General features: G+C 68.7%; 18 protein-coding genes. 8 read left to right on the top strand and 10 right to left on the bottom strand.

Translation table 11 applies throughout. The features are described from left to right. Positions 1-6: 6 nt before the first annotated feature. From ACK8OR_RS07225 to ACK8OR_RS07215, 3 genes are read right to left on the bottom strand one after another with little or no spacing between them, the layout of a single operon-like run. Positions 7-2,628: a DUF4175 domain-containing protein gene (locus ACK8OR_RS07225; protein ID WP_410188738.1), complete on the bottom strand. Its 2,622-nt coding sequence runs from the start codon at positions 2,626-2,628 to the stop codon at positions 7-9. A gap of 34 nt (positions 2,629-2,662) precedes the next feature. Next, positions 2,663-3,937: a diaminopimelate decarboxylase gene (lysA, locus tag ACK8OR_RS07220; RefSeq protein ID WP_410188737.1), complete on the bottom strand. Its 1,275-nt coding sequence runs from the start codon at positions 3,935-3,937 to the stop codon at positions 2,663-2,665. Beyond that, on the bottom strand, positions 3,937-4,245 hold the full coding sequence (locus tag ACK8OR_RS07215) for a DUF2834 domain-containing protein (protein ID WP_410188736.1): 309 nt from the start codon (positions 4,243-4,245) through the stop codon (positions 3,937-3,939). The genes lysA and ACK8OR_RS07215 overlap by 1 nt, the downstream gene beginning before the upstream one ends. A gap of 502 nt (positions 4,246-4,747) precedes the next feature. Here ACK8OR_RS07215 and ACK8OR_RS07210 point away from each other — a divergent pair. The 3 genes from ACK8OR_RS07210 (at position 4,748) to ACK8OR_RS07200 (ending at position 9,052) form a co-directional block, all read left to right on the top strand. Next, a complete protein-coding gene (locus tag ACK8OR_RS07210; protein WP_410188735.1) occupies positions 4,748-6,394 on the top strand; it encodes an electron transfer flavoprotein-ubiquinone oxidoreductase in 1,647 nt (548 codons plus the stop codon). Positions 6,395-6,563: 169 nt separating this feature from the next. Beyond that, entirely contained in the window at positions 6,564-8,243 is a 1,680-nt protein-coding gene (locus ACK8OR_RS07205; protein ID WP_410188734.1) for a tetratricopeptide repeat protein, read from the top strand. A 5-nt stretch (positions 8,244-8,248) separates the two neighbouring features. After that, positions 8,249-9,052 (top strand): 4-(cytidine 5'-diphospho)-2-C-methyl-D-erythritol kinase, encoded by an 804-nt coding sequence (locus tag ACK8OR_RS07200; protein WP_410188733.1) that lies wholly within the window; start codon positions 8,249-8,251, stop codon positions 9,050-9,052. Here ACK8OR_RS07200 and ACK8OR_RS07195 read toward each other — a convergent pair. After that, complete coding sequence (locus tag ACK8OR_RS07195) at positions 9,049-10,032, bottom strand: polyprenyl synthetase family protein (RefSeq protein ID WP_410188732.1); 984 nt, start codon at positions 10,030-10,032, stop codon at positions 9,049-9,051. The genes ACK8OR_RS07200 and ACK8OR_RS07195 overlap by 4 nt on opposite strands. 47 nt (positions 10,033-10,079) lie before the next feature. On the opposite strand from ACK8OR_RS07195, the gene ACK8OR_RS07190 reads away from it, so the two are divergent. Together ACK8OR_RS07190 and ACK8OR_RS07185 are read left to right on the top strand one after the other, a co-directional pair. Then, entirely contained in the window at positions 10,080-10,295 is a 216-nt protein-coding gene (locus tag ACK8OR_RS07190) for a putative signal transducing protein (protein WP_410189876.1), read from the top strand. A gap of 159 nt (positions 10,296-10,454) precedes the next feature. After that, positions 10,455-10,631, top strand: coding sequence for a YdcH family protein (locus ACK8OR_RS07185; protein ID WP_298434632.1), 177 nt, complete (start codon positions 10,455-10,457; stop codon positions 10,629-10,631). Between the two features lie 55 nt (positions 10,632-10,686). On the opposite strand, the gene gcvA is transcribed toward ACK8OR_RS07185, so the two are convergent. Continuing rightward, positions 10,687-11,628 carry a transcriptional regulator GcvA gene (gene gcvA / locus ACK8OR_RS07180; RefSeq protein WP_410188731.1) on the bottom strand — a complete coding sequence of 314 codons (942 nt, stop codon included), beginning with the start codon at positions 11,626-11,628 and terminating at the stop codon, positions 10,687-10,689. Positions 11,629-11,740: 112 nt separating this feature from the next. Between gcvA and ACK8OR_RS07175 the strand changes: the two genes are divergently transcribed. Then, positions 11,741-11,878 carry a hypothetical protein gene (locus ACK8OR_RS07175; protein ID WP_298434626.1) on the top strand — a complete coding sequence of 46 codons (138 nt, stop codon included), beginning with the start codon at positions 11,741-11,743 and terminating at the stop codon, positions 11,876-11,878. A 119-nt stretch (positions 11,879-11,997) separates the two neighbouring features. Here the strand turns inward: ACK8OR_RS07175 and phbB are convergent, their stop codons facing one another. The 5 genes from phbB to ACK8OR_RS07150 all read right to left on the bottom strand — a co-directional run bounded on the left by phbB (position 11,998) and on the right by ACK8OR_RS07150 (position 16,421). Beyond that, positions 11,998-12,720, bottom strand: a complete 723-nt coding sequence (gene phbB, locus ACK8OR_RS07170; RefSeq protein WP_410188730.1) for an acetoacetyl-CoA reductase — start codon at positions 12,718-12,720, stop codon at positions 11,998-12,000. Between the two features lie 22 nt (positions 12,721-12,742). Further along, positions 12,743-13,615, bottom strand: coding sequence for a patatin-like phospholipase family protein (locus ACK8OR_RS07165; RefSeq protein WP_410188729.1), 873 nt, complete (start codon positions 13,613-13,615; stop codon positions 12,743-12,745). Between the two features lie 37 nt (positions 13,616-13,652). Further along, positions 13,653-14,828, bottom strand: coding sequence for an acetyl-CoA C-acetyltransferase (locus tag ACK8OR_RS07160; RefSeq protein WP_410188728.1), 1,176 nt, complete (start codon positions 14,826-14,828; stop codon positions 13,653-13,655). 132 nt (positions 14,829-14,960) lie between these two features. Beyond that, positions 14,961-15,806, bottom strand: coding sequence for an EAL domain-containing protein (locus ACK8OR_RS07155; protein ID WP_410188727.1), 846 nt, complete (start codon positions 15,804-15,806; stop codon positions 14,961-14,963). A gap of 54 nt (positions 15,807-15,860) precedes the next feature. Next, entirely contained in the window at positions 15,861-16,421 is a 561-nt protein-coding gene (locus tag ACK8OR_RS07150) for a type 1 glutamine amidotransferase domain-containing protein (protein WP_410188726.1), read from the bottom strand. A 70-nt stretch (positions 16,422-16,491) separates the two neighbouring features. Between ACK8OR_RS07150 and ACK8OR_RS07145 the strand changes: the two genes are divergently transcribed. Next, positions 16,492-17,067, top strand: coding sequence for a DNA-3-methyladenine glycosylase I (locus ACK8OR_RS07145; protein WP_410188725.1), 576 nt, complete (start codon positions 16,492-16,494; stop codon positions 17,065-17,067). Positions 17,068-17,099: 32 nt separating this feature from the next. Next, on the top strand, positions 17,100-17,603 hold the full coding sequence (locus ACK8OR_RS07140) for a DUF1993 family protein (protein ID WP_410188724.1): 504 nt from the start codon (positions 17,100-17,102) through the stop codon (positions 17,601-17,603). The last annotated feature ends 32 nt before the right edge of the window (positions 17,604-17,635 follow it).

Raw genomic sequence — 17,635 nt, 5'->3', positions numbered from 1 at the left:
CCGACGTCAGAACCGCTCCAGCAATCGCCGCAGGTAATCGAGCTCCAACTGGGGTCGGTCGCGTTCGCCCGAGCGTCGCCGGATCTCGTCCATCAGGTCGCGGGCGCGCCGTGCGGCGTCAGGGCCGTTGAGAAAGCTCTCGTCGGTCCCGAGGCGCCCACCCTGGCCGGACTGGCGGCCCAACGGATCGCGGTCGAACGCGCCGCCGCCCGGCGTCGCCGCCTGACCTTCGCCCTCGCCCGGATTGCCCTGCTGGCGCTCCTCGGCCATGGCGCGGCCCAGTTCCTGCATGCCGTCGCGTAGCGCATCCATCGCCTCCGCCTGATCGTCGAGCGCCTCGCCGAGGCTGCCGCGACCCAAGTCCTCTTCGGCCCGGCGCATCGCGTCCTCGGCCCGGCCGATCGCGTCGCGCGCGGCCTCGCCTGCCTCGCTGCCGCCTCCCGGCATGTTCTCGCGGAGTTGCTCCAGCCCGCGCCGCAGCGCCTCCTGCCGGGCCGCGAGATCGCCCGCGCCGCCGCCCGCGCTCGGGTTCTGGGACTGGCCGCCGGGCTGTTGCGACTGGGCCTGGCCGCCCTGGCCCTCGCCCGGCTCCTGCCCCTCCTGCTGGCCGGGCTGACCCTGTCGCGGACCGGTCTGGCTGTGTTCGGTGCCGCGTCCCTGGCCGCCGTTGGGACCTTCATTCTGCTGACCCTCGCCGGCCTGCGCGTTGGGGTTGAACTGCTCCTGAAGCTGGCGGAAGCCTTCGTCCGAAAGGCCCTGCTGCTCGCGCAGGCTGTCGCGAAGATCCTGCATCGCCTGCTCGCCCTCGCCGGGTTCTCCCTCGCCGCCACCCTGGCCCTGGGTGACCTGCATGTTCTCCATCATCTCCTGAAGCTGGCGCAGAAGCTCTTGCGCCTCGGCGGTCCGGCCCTGCTCCATCAGCTCCTCGATGCGGCGCATCATCTCCTCGAGCATGTCGGGCGTGACCTCCTGCATCTCGCCCTGCGCCTGCTGCTGTTGCTGACCCTGCTGCGGGTCCTGCTGCGCCAGCTGGCGGGTATAGTCGTCCATCGCGTCGCGCATCTCGTCCATCAGGCGCGCGATCTCCTCGGGCGGCGCGCCCTGACGGATCGCCTCGGACAGCCGCTCCTGCGCCTGGCGCAGACGTTCGAGCGCGGAATCGAGGCTGTTCTCCTCCAGCCTGATCGCCGCCTCCCAGAGCATCGCGGCCACTTCGTCCTGCGTCGCCGCGTCCAGCGTCTCGGCCGCCGCGAGCCGCCGGATCGCCATCCGGACGATCAGGAACGCGGGCGGATTGTCGAAGGTATCATCCGCCTTCCACGTCATTGCCCGCAGCAGGCGCGTCACCCGCGCGTCGTTGGACCGGGCCCAGAGAAGGTCGCGCCGCTGCTCGACCAGCGCGGACGCAACCGGATCGTAGAAGGGCCGTGCGGGCAGGACGATGCGCGCCGTGCTCTGCCCCGTCTGACCGGCGGCATCGGCGGCCTCGAGCGTCAATTCGACCGGCATGCCCGCCAGCGGATGCTCGGTCAGGTCGGCGCGGAAGACCTCGCGGATGTCGGTCCGGTCGCCGGTGATCGGCAGGGCGAGGTCCAGCTCGACCGGATCGCGGGGGTCGGGATCGGCGGCAAGCCCGTGACTGCGATCGGCGGCGGCGCGGTCCAGCGCGATCACCACCTGCGCGCCGGTCACGCCGTGGTCGTCGCGCGCGGCCCAGGGCAGGGTCATCTGGTCGGGATAGTCGAACCCCGCTTCGCCCGCGACCTCGATCTCGGGGACCGCGTCCGGCAGCGCGGTCAACGTCCAGACCGGTGCATCGGCGGTGCCGTCGATCGCCAGCGTGCCCGATTGCGTGACGATGAAATCCTGCATCGCCTCGGTCGGGTCGACGACGTCGCGGCCCGACACGGTCTCGCTCACCGATAGCGCGCCCACCGTGCCGTAGAGGCGCAGGGTCACGCGCGTGCCCTCGGGCACCTCGACCTCGCCCGGTGCAATATCGGCCAGGTAGAGCGTCGGAAGGCCGGTATGGCGCGGCGGCTCGAGCCAGCCTTCCCAGGTCAGACCCGCGGCCTGCGCCTCGCCGCCGCCGGATACGTTCACCGGCGCGGGCGGCCGCCAGAGCGTCCCGAAGAGAAGCGCCACCGCCAGAAGCGTCAGCGCCATGTAGCGTGTCGCGTAAGGGTCGCGGTCCGAGACCCTGAGATCTGGGGCCACCGCCTTCGCGCCGTCCAGCCGCGCGGCCATCCGGCGGCGATGGGCGGCCCAGACGGCCTGTGACTGCGGATCGGACCCGCCGATCGCCTGATCGTCGGCAAGCGTCGCGATCGGGCGCCCCGGCAGGGTCGCGTCGAGCCGCGCGCGCGCCTCGGCGCGGGTCGGTGCGTGAAAGCCGCGCAGCCCGAGGCCCGCCAGCACCAGAACGAGGGCCGAGCAGGCGCCGATCAGGCTCCACTCCCAAAGCGGGGGCACCAAGTCGCTGGCATAGGCCGCAAGCCCGATGAACGCGGCGGTCCAGGCGGGCCAGAATGCGCGCGTCACCCGTTCGGCCCAGAGGCCCGCATGGGTCAGCCGGAGCTGGCGCCGCAGTCGCGCGTCGGGCGCATCGGTGGGTCGGGTCTCGGCCAAAAGGGCGCCTCCGCCGGCATCCGGGACCCTCGACTTAAGCGTCCGAGAGCCATTCCGGTATGGTATCGCGCGAAATCATCTCGTCAAAGGTCGGGCGCGCGCGGATCACCGCGTATTGATCGCCCTGCACGAGCACCTCCGGGACCATCGGGCGCGAATTGTACTCGCTGGACATGACCGCACCGTAGGCGCCGGCGCTCCGGAACGCCACGAGGTCGCCTGCGCGGGGCGGCACCATGTCGCGCCCCTTGGCGAAGGTATCGCCGCTTTCGCAGACCGGTCCGACCACGTCGAAGGGCCGGGTCTCGGCGCCGGGGGCGGCTTCGACCACCGGAACGATATCGTGATGCGCGCCGTACATCGCGGGCCGGATGAGGTCGTTCATCGCCGCGTCGAGGATCAGGAAATCGCGCGTCTCGCCAGCCTTCACGAAGATTGTCGAGGCCATGAGGATGCCCGCATTTCCCGCGATCAGGCGCCCCGGTTCGATCTCGATCTCGCAGCCCAGATGGCCGACCTCCTCCTGGATGACGCGGCCGTATTCGAGCGGCACCGGCGGCGCGAGGTTCGAGCGCGCATAGGGGATCCCGAGGCCGCCACCGAGATCCAACCGCTCGATCGTGTGGCCTTCCGCGCGCAACGTCTCGGTCAGGTCCGCGACCTTGCGGTAGGCGGCGCGAAACGGGTCGAGATCGGTCAGTTGCGAGCCGATATGCACGTCGATGCCGACGACGCGCAGGCCGGGCAGCGCCGCGATCTCGGCATAGACGGCGCGGGCGCGGGCGATGGGGATGCCGAACTTGTCGTCCGAGCGCCCGGTGGCGATCTTCTCGTGGGTCTTGGCGTCGACATCGGGATTGACGCGCACGGTGACCGGCACATCGAGCCCCATCTCGGTGGCCACCCGCGACAGGAGCCGCATCTCGGGTTCGCTCTCGAGGTTGATCTGGCGCACACCCGAAGCGAGAACGTGGCGCATCTCGCCTTCCGTCTTGCCGACGCCCGAGAAGACGATCCGGTCGCCCGGCACACCCGCCGCGCGGGCGCGGCGGTACTCGCCCTCAGAGACCACGTCCATGCCCGCCCCCGCATCGCCCAGGAGCTTCAGGATGGCGACGTTGCTCGCGGCCTTGACGGCGTAGCAGACGAGATGCGGCCCCCAGGCCAGCGCCTCGTCAAAGAGCGTGTAATGCCGCAGAAGCGTGGCGGCCGAGTAGACATAGGCGGGCGTGCCGACCGCGCGCGCGATCTCGGGGAGGGGGACGTCCTCGGCATGAAGGATGCCGCCGTTGTAAAGGAAGTGATCCATCAGGCGCGTCTCAGCAGAAGATAGAGCGGCAGGCCGAAAGACACGCCGACGAAATAGGTGGCCGGAATGGCGAGAAGGCCGATCCAGCGTCGGGTGCGGACGCTCTCCCAGATGCACCAGACCGTCAGGGTCAGCGCCGCTACGGTCAGGTCCCAGACGAGACCGGAGCTCGCGTCGTTGACATGCCACGCATCGACCATCGCCATCAGGTCCCACTCATTGGCTGCGAGCCACGGCAGGAAATAACGCATCGGCAGCACGATGCCGGCCACGCAAAGCAGGATCAGGACGATGCGGAAGGGGGTCATGGCGGCCTCCGGGGAACGGGTCGCGCCCTGTTAGCGGAGGATCGCGCGGGTGGCGAGGGCAGGCGCGGGACTCTGCCCCGCACCCCGAGGTATTTCCGGCCAGAGGAACGGACCCGGTAACGGAACCTTAGGGATGGCCGGCGCAGGATTGGCGCGCGGAACAGGCCGAGGGGCCGATGGCCGCGCCAGGGGACGGCGCCCCGTTGCCCGTGCCGCCAAGCTGATGCCGGGCGCGGGGCGCTGGACTTCGTCGGTCGCACACCGACTTCGGCCGTTCCGACGGAGGGGCCCCACGGGCCAGGATGGTTAACGCGGCGCGCCGTTAATCTTAATGTGCCGTTGCTCTTCATCCTCTGGCCCGAAATACCTCACGGGGGTCCGGGGGTGTGAAACCCCCGGCCTTGCCGCCCCGCGACAAACCGCTGCGTCACGATTGACCCGCACGTCACCCATCCCCATACCCATTCGCAACTTGCCGAAACCGACCCGAGAGTGGCCCGACATGACCGATCAGACCGAACGCGAAGCCATGGAATACGACGTCGTTATCGTTGGCGCGGGCCCCGCGGGCCTGTCGGCCGCGATCCGTCTCAAGCAGCTGGACCCCGAGCGGTCGGTGGTCGTGCTGGAGAAGGGCTCCGAGGTCGGCGCGCATATCTTGTCGGGTGCGGTGCTGGACCCGGTGGGGCTCGACGCGCTGATGCCCGACTGGAAGGACAAGGGCGCGCCGCTCGATGTGCCCGTCACCTCCGACAGCTTCTACGTCCTGGGCGAGGAGGGGCGCGTCCGCGTGCCCAACGCCGCGATGCCGCCGCTGATGAACAACCACGGCAACTACGTCGTCTCGATGGGCAATGTCTGCCGCTGGATGGCCGAACAGGCCGAGGCGCTCGGCGTCGAGATCTTCCCCGGCATGGCCTGCTCGGAGCTGGTCTATGACGGCGACCGGGTGAAGGGCGTCGTCGCGGGCGAGTTCGGACTGAACCCCGACGGCACCAAGGGCGATGGCTACGAGCCGGGCATGGAGCTGCACGGCAAGTACGTCATGCTGGGCGAGGGCGTGCGCGGCTCGCTCTCCAAGCAGGTGATCGAGCGCTTCGACCTCGCCGCCGATGCCGACGTGCAGAAATACGGCCTCGGGATGAAGGAAATCTGGGAAATCGATCCCGAGAAGCATCGCCCCGGCAAGGTGGTCCACACGATGGGCTGGCCGCTGGGGAAGAACGCCGGCGGCGGGTCCTTCATCTACCACCTCGACAACAACCAGGTCTATGTCGGCTTCGTCGTCCACCTGAACTACAAGAACCCGTACGTCTTCCCCTACATGGAATTTCAGCGCTTCAAGCATCACCCGATGGTGGCCGAGCTTCTGGAAGGCGGGAAGCGCGTGGCCTACGGCGCCCGTGCCATCACCGAGGGCGGATGGCAGTCGCTGCCGAAGACGGCGTTCCCGGGCGGCACGCTGCTGGGCTGTGCGGCGGGCATGGTCAACGTCCCCCGCATCAAGGGCAACCACAACGCCATGCTGTCCGGCAAGACGGCGGCCGAGGCGGCGCATGAGGCCATCCTGGCCGGGCGCGAGGGCGATACGCTCGACGCCTACGATGCCGAAGTCCGGTCCGGCCCAATCGGCAAGGACCTCAAGCGCGTGCGCAACGTCAAGCCGCTCTGGTCGAATTACGGCCTGACGGCATCGATGGCGGTGGGCGGGGCGTCCATGTGGCTCAACAACCTGACGGGCTGGTCGCCCTTCACCCAGTCCCATGGCAAGTCCGACGCCGAGAGCACCGAGCCCGCGTCCAAGCACAAGCCGATCGACTACCCCAAGCCCGACGGCAAGCTGAGCTTCGACCGGCTGACCAATGTGGCCTTCTCCTTCACGAACCACGAAGAGAGCCAGCCCGCGCATCTCAAGCTGAAAGACCCGTCGATCCCGGTCGCGGTGAACCTGCCGACATACGCGGGGCCCTCGGCGCGCTACTGTCCGGCGGGGGTCTACGAATTCGTGGGCGAGGGCGATGATGCGCGGTTCCAGATCAACTTCCAGAACTGCGTTCACTGCAAGACCTGCGACATCAAGGACCCCAGTCAGAATATCGTCTGGACCACACCCCAGGGCGGCGACGGGCCGAATTATCCCAACATGTGACGCGGATGTGAGGCGGGGACCTGCCGATTGCGGTCCCCGTTCCGTTGCATCTGCGTGCCCGCTCTCCTACCGTTCGACGGGACAGGCCGACGGACGGGGCGCACCCCCGCAGGGCCTCCGGTGGCAGACAGTTTGCGGGACGGCGCGCGCCGCCCGAGGGGTACTCGACATGATCCGACCGATCCTTTTGGCCGCAACCCTTCTTGCGGCGCCGATGGCGCAGGCACAGGACGTGGCGGGACCGTATCTCGCGGCCCGCATCGCCGGGTTCTCGAACGACTACGCGGCGGCGGGGCGGTATTACGACCGGCTGGTCGACAAGGACGGCGCCACGCCGCAGACCCTTGAGAACGCCGTCATCATCCACTCCGTCCTGGGCGAAGTGGACCGCGCCGCCCGCGATGCCGAAGCCCTCGCCGCGACCGGCGGCAGCAGCCAGTTCGCCGACAACGCGATGATGATCCGCGCCCTGCGCGACAGCGATTTCGAGACGGCGCTCGGTCTTTTGGGCGGCGACGGGGTCGGGGGCACGCTGCTCGACGGGCTGCTCGAGGGCTGGATCGCGAGCGCCGAGGGCAACATTCCGGGCGCCGTCGCCGCCTTCGACGAGCTGGCCACGCGCGAAAGCTTCGCGCCCATCGCGTGGCTCCACAAGGGGTATGCCCTTGCTATGGCAGGCGATTTCGAAGCCGCCGAGGAGATCTTCTCCGGCGACGCACACGGCCCCATGAACCTGACGACCCGCGGGGTCGAGGCCCATGCGCAGGTGCTGGCCGCGCTGGATCGGGCCGAGGACGCGACCGAACTGCTCGACGCGGCGAACGCGCTGACCAACAGCCCCAGCCTGCAGGCGCTGGCCGCCCGCATCGTGGCGGGAGAAGAGGTCACGTGGGATTTCATCACCACGGCGCAGCACGGCATGGCCGAAGCCTATTTCACCCTCGCGGCGATCCTCGTGGGCGAGACCTCCCCGACCTACACGCTCATCAATGCACGCGCCGCCAGCGTCCTGCGCCCGAACCACGTCGAGGCGCTGGTGCTGATCGGCGAGCTTCTGGAGGAGCAGGAGCAATATGCGCTGGCCGATGCCGCGCTGACGCAGGTGCCACGCGACCACCCCGCCTTCTTCGGCGCGGAGATCACGCGCGCCGAGGTGCTCCTCGCCGCCGACAAGTCCGAGGCTGCCGTCGAGGTGCTGCGCGCCCTGACCCGTACCACGCCCGACCGGCGCGAGGTCTGGACTGCCTATGCCGATACGCTGCGTCGTCTCGAGCGGTTCGAGCCGGCGGTCGAGGCCTATGATCGTGCCATCGCCCTGATCGAAGAGGTGGGACCGCGCGACTGGTTCGCCTTCTATGCACGCGGGATTTCGCGCGAGCGGCTGGATCGCTGGCCCGGGGCCGAGGCAGATTTCCGCCGCGCGCTCGAACTCAATCCCGATCAGCCGAGCGTGCTGAACTATCTCGGCTACGGTCTGGTGGAGAAGCGCATCAAGCTCGACGAGGCGCTGGGTATGATCGAACGCGCGGTCGAGGCGCGGCCCGATGACGGCTACATCACCGACAGCCTCGGCTGGGTGCTCTACCGCCTCGGCCGCTACGACGAGGCGGTCGCGCCGATGGAGCGGGCGGTCCAGCTCCGGCCGACCGATCCGCTGATCAACGACCATCTGGGCGATGTCTACTGGACCGTCGGGCGCAAGCGCGAGGCGCGGTTCCAATGGCAGCGTGCCCTGAGCCTCGACCCGCAGGAACAGGTCGAGCGCATCCGCCGCAAGCTCGAGGTCGGGTTGGATGTCGTACTCGAGGAAGAGGGCGGCGCGGGGCCGATCGGGGTCGCGCAGGACTGATCGCCGTGGCGCCTCACCCTGCGGCGGGCTTCGCGCCCGCCAAGGTCAACCTCACGCTCCACGTCACGGGCCGCCGCGCCGACGGCTATCACCTGCTCGACAGTATCGTGGCGTTTGCCGATCTGGGCGACGTCCTGACGGTCGCGCCGGGCGACGGCCTGACGGTCGAGGGGCCGTTCGCGGCAGGTGTCCCGACGGGCGGGGCCAATCTCGTGCGCCGCGCATTGGCGCTCGCCGATGCGCCGCGCCATGTCACGCTGACGAAGAACCTGCCCCATCCGGGCGGCATCGGCGGCGGATCCTCCGATGCTGCGGCGGCGCTGCGCCTGGTGGGCGCGACCCTCGAGACCGACGCTCTTCTCACGCTCGGGGCCGATCTGCCGGTCTGCATGGTGGCGCGCGCCGCGCGCATGTCGGGCATCGGCGAGACCATCCAGCCGCTCGGTCTGCCGCCGCTCCATGCGGTGCTGATCCACCCGGGGCTTCCTGCGCCGACGGGGGCCGTCTTCGCGGCGCTCGAGCGGGTCGACCAGTCCGGCCATGGCGTGCTGCCGTCTTTTCCAGATGCCGATGGGCTGACGGACTGGCTCGGGGGCCAGCGCAACGATCTGGAACCGCCGGCGCTCCGGGTCGCGCCGGGCATCGCGGATGTCCTTGCTGCGCTCAGGGGTCACGGCGCCCGGTTTGCGCGGATGTCGGGGTCGGGGGCCACCTGCTTCGGGCTCTGGCCCGACCGGGCGGCGGCCGACGCGGCGGCGGCGGCACTCGACCGGACCGGCTGGTGGGTCCGGGCGGCGACGCTGCGCTAGAGCGCCCGCGCGACCACGTAATCGGCCAGGTCGCCAAGCATTTCGCGCAGATCGGAGGCCGGCAGTTCGGCCAGCGCCGCCCGCGCGCGGTCGCGCCAGGCCAGCGCCTCGACGCGCGTCTCCTCCAGCGTGCCGTGGCGGTCGAGAATGGTGCGCGCGCGGTCCAGATCCTCGGACTTCCCCCGCTCCAGCGCGTCGCGCCAGAACGCCCGCTCGGCGTCATCGCTCCGGGCCAGCGCCCGGATCACCGGCAGGGTCAGCTTGCCCTCGCGGAAATCGTCCCCGAGGTTCTTGCCGATCCCGTCGCCCGCGCCGCCGTAATCCAGCCAGTCGTCCATGATCTGGAAGCTGACGCCCAACGCGTCGCCGAAGCGGGCCAGCGCCTGCTCCTGCGCGTCCGGCACGCCCGCGACCACGCCGCCGACCTGTGCCGCCGCCTCGAACAGGGCCGCCGTCTTGCCGCGCACGACCTTCAGATAGGTCTCCTCCGTCGTCGCGAGGTTCCGCGCCGCCGTCAGTTGCAGCACCTCCCCCTCGGCGATCGTTGCCGCCGCGCCCGAGAGGATGTCCAACACCCTCAGCGAGCCCGTCTCGACCATCAGCTGGAAGCTGCGCGCGAAGAGGTAGTCGCCCACCAGCACGCTCGACTGATTGTCCCAGAGCAGGTTCGCCGTCGGTCGGCCGCGCCGCTGACGGCTCTCGTCGACGACGTCGTCATGCAGCAGCGTCGCGGTGTGGATGAACTCGACCGTCGCGGCGAGCTTGATGTGGTCGGTGCCCTCGTAGCCGCACATCCGCGCGCAGGCCACGGTCATCAGCGGACGCACCCGCTTGCCGCCCGCTTCGACCAGATGCGCCGTCACTTCGGGTATGCGCGGCGCGTTCTCCGACGCCATCCGGTCGCGGATCAGATCGCCCACCGCCGCCATGTCTTCGGACAGGGCGGCCGTCAGGCGGGCGTGGGGAGGTGTGTCTGTCATGGGGTCCCGTCTCGACAAGCGCGGAGCGCGCACATAGCTGTCCGATGATGCGCGAATTGCTCCGGACCAACGACCCCACGATCATCGCCTTCGCCACCGCCTTGCTGGACGGCGAGGATATAGACTGCTTCGTGCTGGACGCAAACATCTCGGTTCTCGAAGGATCCATCGGAATCCTGCCGCGCCGGATGATGGTGGCCCAGCGGGACCTGTTCCTCGCGCGGGCGGCGATGCGGGACAACGGGATCGCCGTATCCGAATAGTGCTGCGACATGTCGCACGGGCCGCCGCATCGCCGCGCGTTGCCGCCGATTTGGCTCGAATTCGAGGCAGCATGTCGCCTGACCCAGCGGAAACCGCGTGACAGGCGGGGCCGCGCCGTGGTGTCATGCAGATGTCATATCATTGGAGAGGAGATCGCCATGTCGCTCAATTCGCACCTTCAGGAATTGCGGAAGAAGCACGAGGACCTCTCGAAACAGGTCGAGACCGAATCGCGCGCTCCCGGTGTGGACAGCATCGCGCTGACCGAGCTGAAGAAGCGAAAGCTGGCCATCAAGCAGCAGATCGAGCGTCTGAGCGCATCGCCGGTCAACTGACCGCGACCCGACCCGAGACCGACGGCCCGCGCGGACACCCCGCGCGGGCCGTTTGTCATTGGGCCATGATCATGCGGCGGCCCTTGGTGTGGTCTTCCATTCGTTGAAGCTCGCCCCGTAGCCAGTCGAGGAACGCGCGGGTATTCGGCCGCGTCTCGGCCCCCTTGGGACAGAGCACACGGAAGTCGGCGCGGGGCACCAGCGCCACCTCGAACGGTGCCACGAGCTGGCCCTGTCGCAGTGCCGCCTCGGCCAGCGACACCCGGCCCATCACCACGCCCGCGCCCGCCTGCGCGGCGTCGATGGCGTGATCGGCCTGGCTGAAGCGAGGTCCGTGCAGGTCACCCGCCTCGATCCCGCAGGCCGCGAACCAGTCCTCCCAACTGACCGAACTGCGCAGGAAGGCGATCGAGTCGTCGAAGATGATCGTCGCATCGCGCAGCGAGGCGGGTGTGGGAAACCGCGCCGCGAGATCGGGATGCATCATCGGCGTGACCCATTCCGCGATGCGCAGCGCCTCGTGCAGCTTCGGGTCCGTCGCCGTTTCGGTCGGGCCGAAGCGGATCGCGATATCGACGTCGTCGGTGGCGAAATCCAGCGTCCGAAGCGTGGCCGCGAAGCGCAGCTCCACCTCCGGGTGCCCTTGTGCGAAGTGAAAGAGGCGGGGCGCCAGCCATTTGGCTGTGAACGCGGGACCGGCGGTGACCGTCAGGATGCCGCTGTCGAGCACCCGCTTGGCGGCGCGCCACCCGGCCGTCAGCGTCTGGAACCCCTCGGTCGTCTGCGGGGCGAGTGCGATCCCCGCCTCGGTCAACTCCACCCGGCGGTTGAGGCGATGGAACAGCGGCGCGCCGAGATGCTCCTCCAGCGACTTGATCTGGAACGACAGCGCGGCCGGGGTGACGTTCAATTCGCCCGCGGCATCCTGGAAGGACATGTGCCGGGCGGCAGCGTCGAACGCGCGCAAGGCGGTCAGAGGGGGGAGGCGATCGGTCATATCAGTCAAGTATCACTTAACTGAATGCCGTGAAAGTCTCGTTTGTTGGTTTGGTTTCGGGGCGCCATATAAGAACCAAGACAGAAATCTTGCCGCATAAGGAATACCTGCCATGTTCGAGACGCATACCACCCGCACCTATGATGAAGCCTTCGCCCGTGCCCGCACCGAGCGCGCCGCCGCCTTCCGCGCGCTGCTGACGTTCCGCCTGCCGCGCTGGGTCGCGACAGGTCACGTCCGCACCGCCTGACCCGCGGTCCCACCGAAGCCCACGGCCTCCGGTTCGACCGAAAAGGCCCGGTCCCATCGCGGGACCGGGCCTTCTTTTTTCATAAGCCGACCGGTTCGGAGCCGGACCGTGATCTCGCCTCAGGCGAGGTACTGGCCACCATTGGCCGAGATCGTCGATCCGGTAACGAAGCCCGCATCGTCCGAGGTGAGGAACGCGACGCAGCGCGCGATCTCCTCGGCCTCGCCGAGGCGACCCACCGGGATCGCGCCGACGATGCTGTCCATGACCTTCTCGGGGATCGTGCTCATCATGTCGGTGTTGATGTAGCCGGGTGCGACGACGTTCACCGTGATCCCGGCCCGCGCACCCTCCTGCGCCAGGGCCTTCGTGAAACCGATATCTCCGGCTTTCGTCGCGGCATAGTTGGCCTGCGCGAACTGGCCCTTCTGGCCGTTAATCGAGCTGATCGTGACGATGCGCCCGAACTTCCGCTCGCGCATTCCGCCCCAGACGTTGTGCGTCATGTTGAAGACGCCGTTCAGGTTCGTGCCGATGACCTCGTGCCACTGCTCGGGCGTCATCTTGTGGAACGGCGCGTCGCGGGTGATGCCCGCGTTGTTCACGAGGATGTCGACCGGGCCCAGATCACCCTCGACCTGCGCGATGCCCGCCTTGCAGGCGTCGTAATCGGCCACGTCCCACTTATAGGTCTTGATGCCGGTCTCGTCGGTGAACTGCTTCGCGCGTTCGTCGTTGCCGGCATAGGTTGCGGCAACCGTGGCCCCCTGGTCCTTCAGAGCCTTCGAAATGGCGGCGCCGATCCCCCGGCTGCCGCCGGTGACGAGTGCGATACGGGACATGATGTTTCCTCCTCCGTTTGGTCTAGGTAATCTTGTTTCGCCAGCGTCGTCCATCCTCCGAACCCTGCTCCCACGCTTCACGCAGGAGGTCCGGGTCGGTGAAGTCGAGCTTGGAGCCTGACAGGACCGGTTGGCTCGGCTGGACGTAGTCGATGCGATCATCGTCATCCGGAAGGTCACCGAACCGCTTGGTCAGCAGAACCAGCGTACGGCCCCGGTCAGGCGAGGGCATCGGGGCCTTGTCGACCATGCCGCCGTCATAGATCGGCTCGCCCTCCCACTCGTCGGGCCGGAAGGCGGGCGGCACGGTGGCGGCCATGCGGATCAGGTCAACGAGGGTGCCGCCCTGCGCGGCCGCGCGGGCATCGATCAGGCGCTGTTCGATGCCGGCCGCCCTCGAAAGACGCGGCCGTGGTGTCGGCGCGACCGCCTGCTCGACCTGGTAGAGCGTGCCCGCGGCCAGAGCACGCAGCAGTGCCGCATGGCTGTCGCCGGTCGTCGCCATGCTGATCTGGAAGGCCGGGCCGTCGGCGATGCGCGCCTGCGCGTCCCCGTCGATCACGTCCGCGACGATGGCCTCGTAGACTCGTTGATGCGGCGTGCGCCCGTCATCGGTGTCGAGATCGCCGAGCGTGGCATTGGTGTCCGTCTGCCGCAGGGCACGCGCAAAACGGTCGAAGAGCCGGTGCTCGTTTCCGGCCAGCCAGGCCGCCGCCGACAACGCGCCGCCCGACACCCCGGTGATCCGTTCGGGCGCGAAGGAGACGTCCTTCGATGCCGCCTCCATCCAGCCACCATGCCAGAAGCACCGCAGCCCGCCGCCCGAGAAGACGAGCTGCGCGTAGTCGGGCGCGCCGGGCGGGCGCGCCCGGTCCTCATGTTCGGTGTCCGACATGGAAAGGGAACGGGTCGAGACCCGCTCCCGGTTCCGTTCAGGGACGCTCGACGCAGAGCGCGACGCCCATGCCGCCGCCGATGCAGAGCGTGGCGAGGCCCTTCTTGGCGTCGCGACGCTTCATCTCGAACAGGAGCGTGTTGAGCACCCGTGCGCCCGACGCGCCGATCGGGTGACCGATGGCGATGGCGCCGCCGTTGACGTTCACGATCGACGGATCCCAGCCCATGTCCTTGTTCACGGCGCAGGCCTGCGCGGCGAAGGCCTCGTTGGCTTCGACGAGGTCGAGGTCGTCGACCTTCCAGCCCGCCTTTTCCAGCGCCCGGCGCGAGGCATAGATCGGGCCCACGCCCATGATCGTCGGGTCGAGCCCGGCGGTCGCGTAGGAGACGATGCGGGCCAGCGGCTCGATCCCGCGCTTCTCTGCGTCATCGGCTGACATCAGGAGCGTGGCCGCCGCTCCGTCGTTCAGCCCCGACGCGTTGGCCGCGGTCACCGAGCCATCCTTGGTGAAGGCCGGGCGCAGCTTCTGCATGGCGTCCATGGTGGCGCCGTGGCGGATATACTCGTCCTGATCGGTGACGATGTCGCCCTTGCGGGTCTTTACGGTGAAACCCACGATCTCGTCGGCGAAGCGGCCGGCCTTCTGCGCGGCCTCGGCCTTGTTCTGGCTGGCGACGGCGAACTCGTCCTGCTGATCGCGACTGATCTGCCACTTCTCGGCGACGTTCTCGGCGGTCTGGCCCATGTGATAGTTGTTGAACGCGTCCCAGAGGCCGTCCTTGATCATCGTGTCGACCAGCTTCATGTCGCCCATCTTCTGACCGGCGCGGATCGCCTGCGCATGGGGGCTGAGCGACATGCTCTCCTGCCCGCCGGCGATGACGATGGCCGCGTCGCCAAGCTGGATGTGTTGGGCGCCCAGGGCCACGGCGCGCAGGCCCGAGCCGCAGACCTGGTTGATGCCCCAGGCCGACGCCTCCTGCGGCAGACCCGCGTTCAGCGCGGCCTGGCGTGCGGGGTTCTGGCCCTGCGCGGCGGTCAGGACCTGACCCAGGATCGTCTCGGACACTTCGGATTTATCGACACCGGCGCGGGCGACGACCTCTTCGATGACGGCCGTCCCGAGATCGTGGGCGGGCGTGTTGGCGAAGGCGCCGAGGAACGAGCCGACGGGGGTCCGGGCAGCGGAGGCGATCACGACATTTGTCATTCTGACGGTCCTTATCTGGGTCGCGCGGGCGACGGGCCGAGGCGTTCGGGTGGCCGTCCGGGCAGGCATCTGACGACGCTGGCCATAGCGAATCCGGCACGCGGGGGCAAACAGGATAGGGCGCGCGCGCCGTCACGCCAGTCGCCTCGTCGGGCGGCCCTCGATCGCGCGCCCCGGCGGGGGCAGCCATTCGGGCTTGGTCTGGGGCGCGCCGTAGTAGAAGCCCTGGAGGCAATCGATGCCGGCGGAAGAAAGGAAATCCGCTTCGGCCCTGGTCTCCACCGCCTCGGCGACGGTGAACATGTCGAATTGCCGACCGATGGTGACGAGCGCGCCGAGGATGCATTGATTGTCGGGGTCGACATCGCAGTCGCGCACGAAGCCGCCATCGATCTTGAGGATGTCGAAGTAGAATTCCTTGAGATGCCGGAACGAGGTCCGCCCCGCCCCGAAGCGGTCGAGCGCGAAGGTGATCCCCTTGTCCTGCAGGTCGGCCATGAAGGTCTTGACCAGCTCGGGCACCTGCATCGCGCTCTCTTCGGAGATCTCGAGGATCAACCGCTCGCCCACGGTTTCGTCCTTGGCCAGCCAGCGCCTCAGAATTTGCATCCACTTGGGGTAGCCGATCGAGCGGGCAGACATATTGACCGAAAGCCGCAGGCCCGGAGTGCGGGCCAGCGCCCCGAGACCGCACCGAAGGGCCGCGCAATCGATCTCGCGGCCCAATTCCTGCACCTCGACCGTGCTCATGAACTGCGCCGCGGGAATGATCCGGCCGTTCTGGTCGAGGATGCGGATCAGCCCTTCGTGGAAGGCCGCGTCACCGGTCGTCGCGGCGATCACCGGCTGGAAGGCCAGCATCACGTCACCGCAGTCGAGCGCCCGTCGCACCATGTCGAGCGTCGAGGCATCGCGCTCGGTCACGGCGAAGCTCAGCGGGTCTTCGGTTCCCGGTTCGGAAAAGGATCGGCGTGGCATGGGGGCCCCCGCTATCGGACGACCACAGGCTGCCACGCCGATCTTACGCGGGCGTTAAGCCGCGTGGCGCAAATGGCGGCCTTCCTCGACTTCCTCGATGATCTTGGCCACGAAATCGTTCAGATCGTCGGGATTCCGCGACGTGATGATCCCGTTCGAGGTCACGACCGACGCGTCCTTCACGTTGGCACCGGCATTCTTCAGGTCGGTGCGGATCGATGGGTAGGCGGTCATGTCGCGCCCCTCGACCACGCCCGCCTCGATCAGGAGCCACGGCGCGTGACAGATGGCGGCCACGATCTTGCCCGCCTCGACGAAGCTCCGGATCAGCGCGACGGCGTCCTCGTTGACGCGCAGGACATCCGGGTTGATCTGGCCACCCGGCAGCACCAGCGCGTCGTACTCCTCAACCCGCGCATCGGTGAGCTTGAGGTCGGCCGCAGCCTCCTGGCCCCAGTCGTCGCCGTCCCACCCGGTGATCGCATCGCCCGAAGGCGTGGCGACGTGGACGGTCGCGCCCTTGGCCCGGAGGTCGTCGCGCGGCGTCTCGAGCTCGGATTGCTCGAACCCGTCGGTCGAGAGGATGAGGATCTTGGCATTCTTGATATCGGGCATGATAGCCTCCGCAGGATTGAATTCGGGATTGGAACGGGCGGCACCGCCGGGAGGTTCCGGCGGAGGCGACATGCGACGATGCGGATGGGTCAGCGCGGACCCGCTTTACGAGGCCTATCACGACGTCGAATGGGGCGTCCCCGAGCGGGATGGCCGCCGCCTTTTCGAGGTGCTGTCGCTGGAAGGGATGCAGGCAGGGCTGAGCTGGCTAACGATTCTGCGCAAGCGCGAGGGGTTTCGCGCGGCTTTCGCCGGGTTCGATCCCGACGTGATCGCGGATTGGGGCGATGGCGACGTCGCGCGCCTTCTGGGCGATGCGGGCATCGTGCGCCACCGGGGCAAGATCGAGGCCGTTCTTGGCAACGCGCGGGCTTGGCTGGCGCTCGGCGGGGCCACGCCGTTCGCCGACCTGGTCTGGGGCTTCGTGGACCAACGCCCGGTGCAGGAGCGCCGCGCGACGCTGGCCGAGGTGCCGGCATCCACTCCGGTCTCGACGGCGATGTCGAAGCGCCTCAAGGCCGAGGGCTTCCGCTTCTGCGGGCCGACCACCTGCTACGCCTTCATGCAGGCGGCGGGGCTGGTGAACGACCATGTCCTCGATTGCGACCGCCATGGCGCGGTGGCAGCGCTGTCCGGCGAGACATAGAAGGGCGCGGCCGAATGGAGGAGCGACGACGGATGGACACGGAGCGCGATTTCGCGGCGGCGGCGGTCGATACGGCGAAATACTACTTGGGGCGGACGGTGCGCCTGCTCGATCGCGTGGCGCGCCGACCGGATGCCGACCGGCTATTGGCCATCCGGCTGGCCCCCGACATGTTCGACACCGGGTTTCAGTTCGCGCTTGCTGCGCGGTTCGCGGGCCGGGCGCTGGGGCCGCCCGCCGGGCGCGACGTGCCCGATACCCCGGAAACCGACCTTACGGCGGCGCGCCTGATCGAATATTGCGACGAGATCGGAGAGCTGATCGAGCCGCTGGGGCCGGGCGATCTGGGCGCGCGGGTCCTGCACCGCGCGGGCGAGGCCGATCTCGACCAGGACACCGCGGGCTACGTCACGTGTTTCGCGCTTCCCAACATGATGTTCCACCTGTCGATGGCCTATGCGGGCCTGCGCCATGGCGGCATGGATGTCGGGAAGGCCGATTTTGACGGCTTCCACATCTACCGCCCGCTCGCCTGATCCATCCGGGGCGGGTGAACGGTGCGCCACGC

It is taken from the genome of Jannaschia halovivens (assembly GCF_046452375.1).
GTDB lineage: Bacteria > Pseudomonadota > Alphaproteobacteria > Rhodobacterales > Rhodobacteraceae > Jannaschia > Jannaschia halovivens.
Note: the sequence above shows the minus strand (reverse complement) of the source record. Positions and strands in the feature narration are given on the sequence as shown.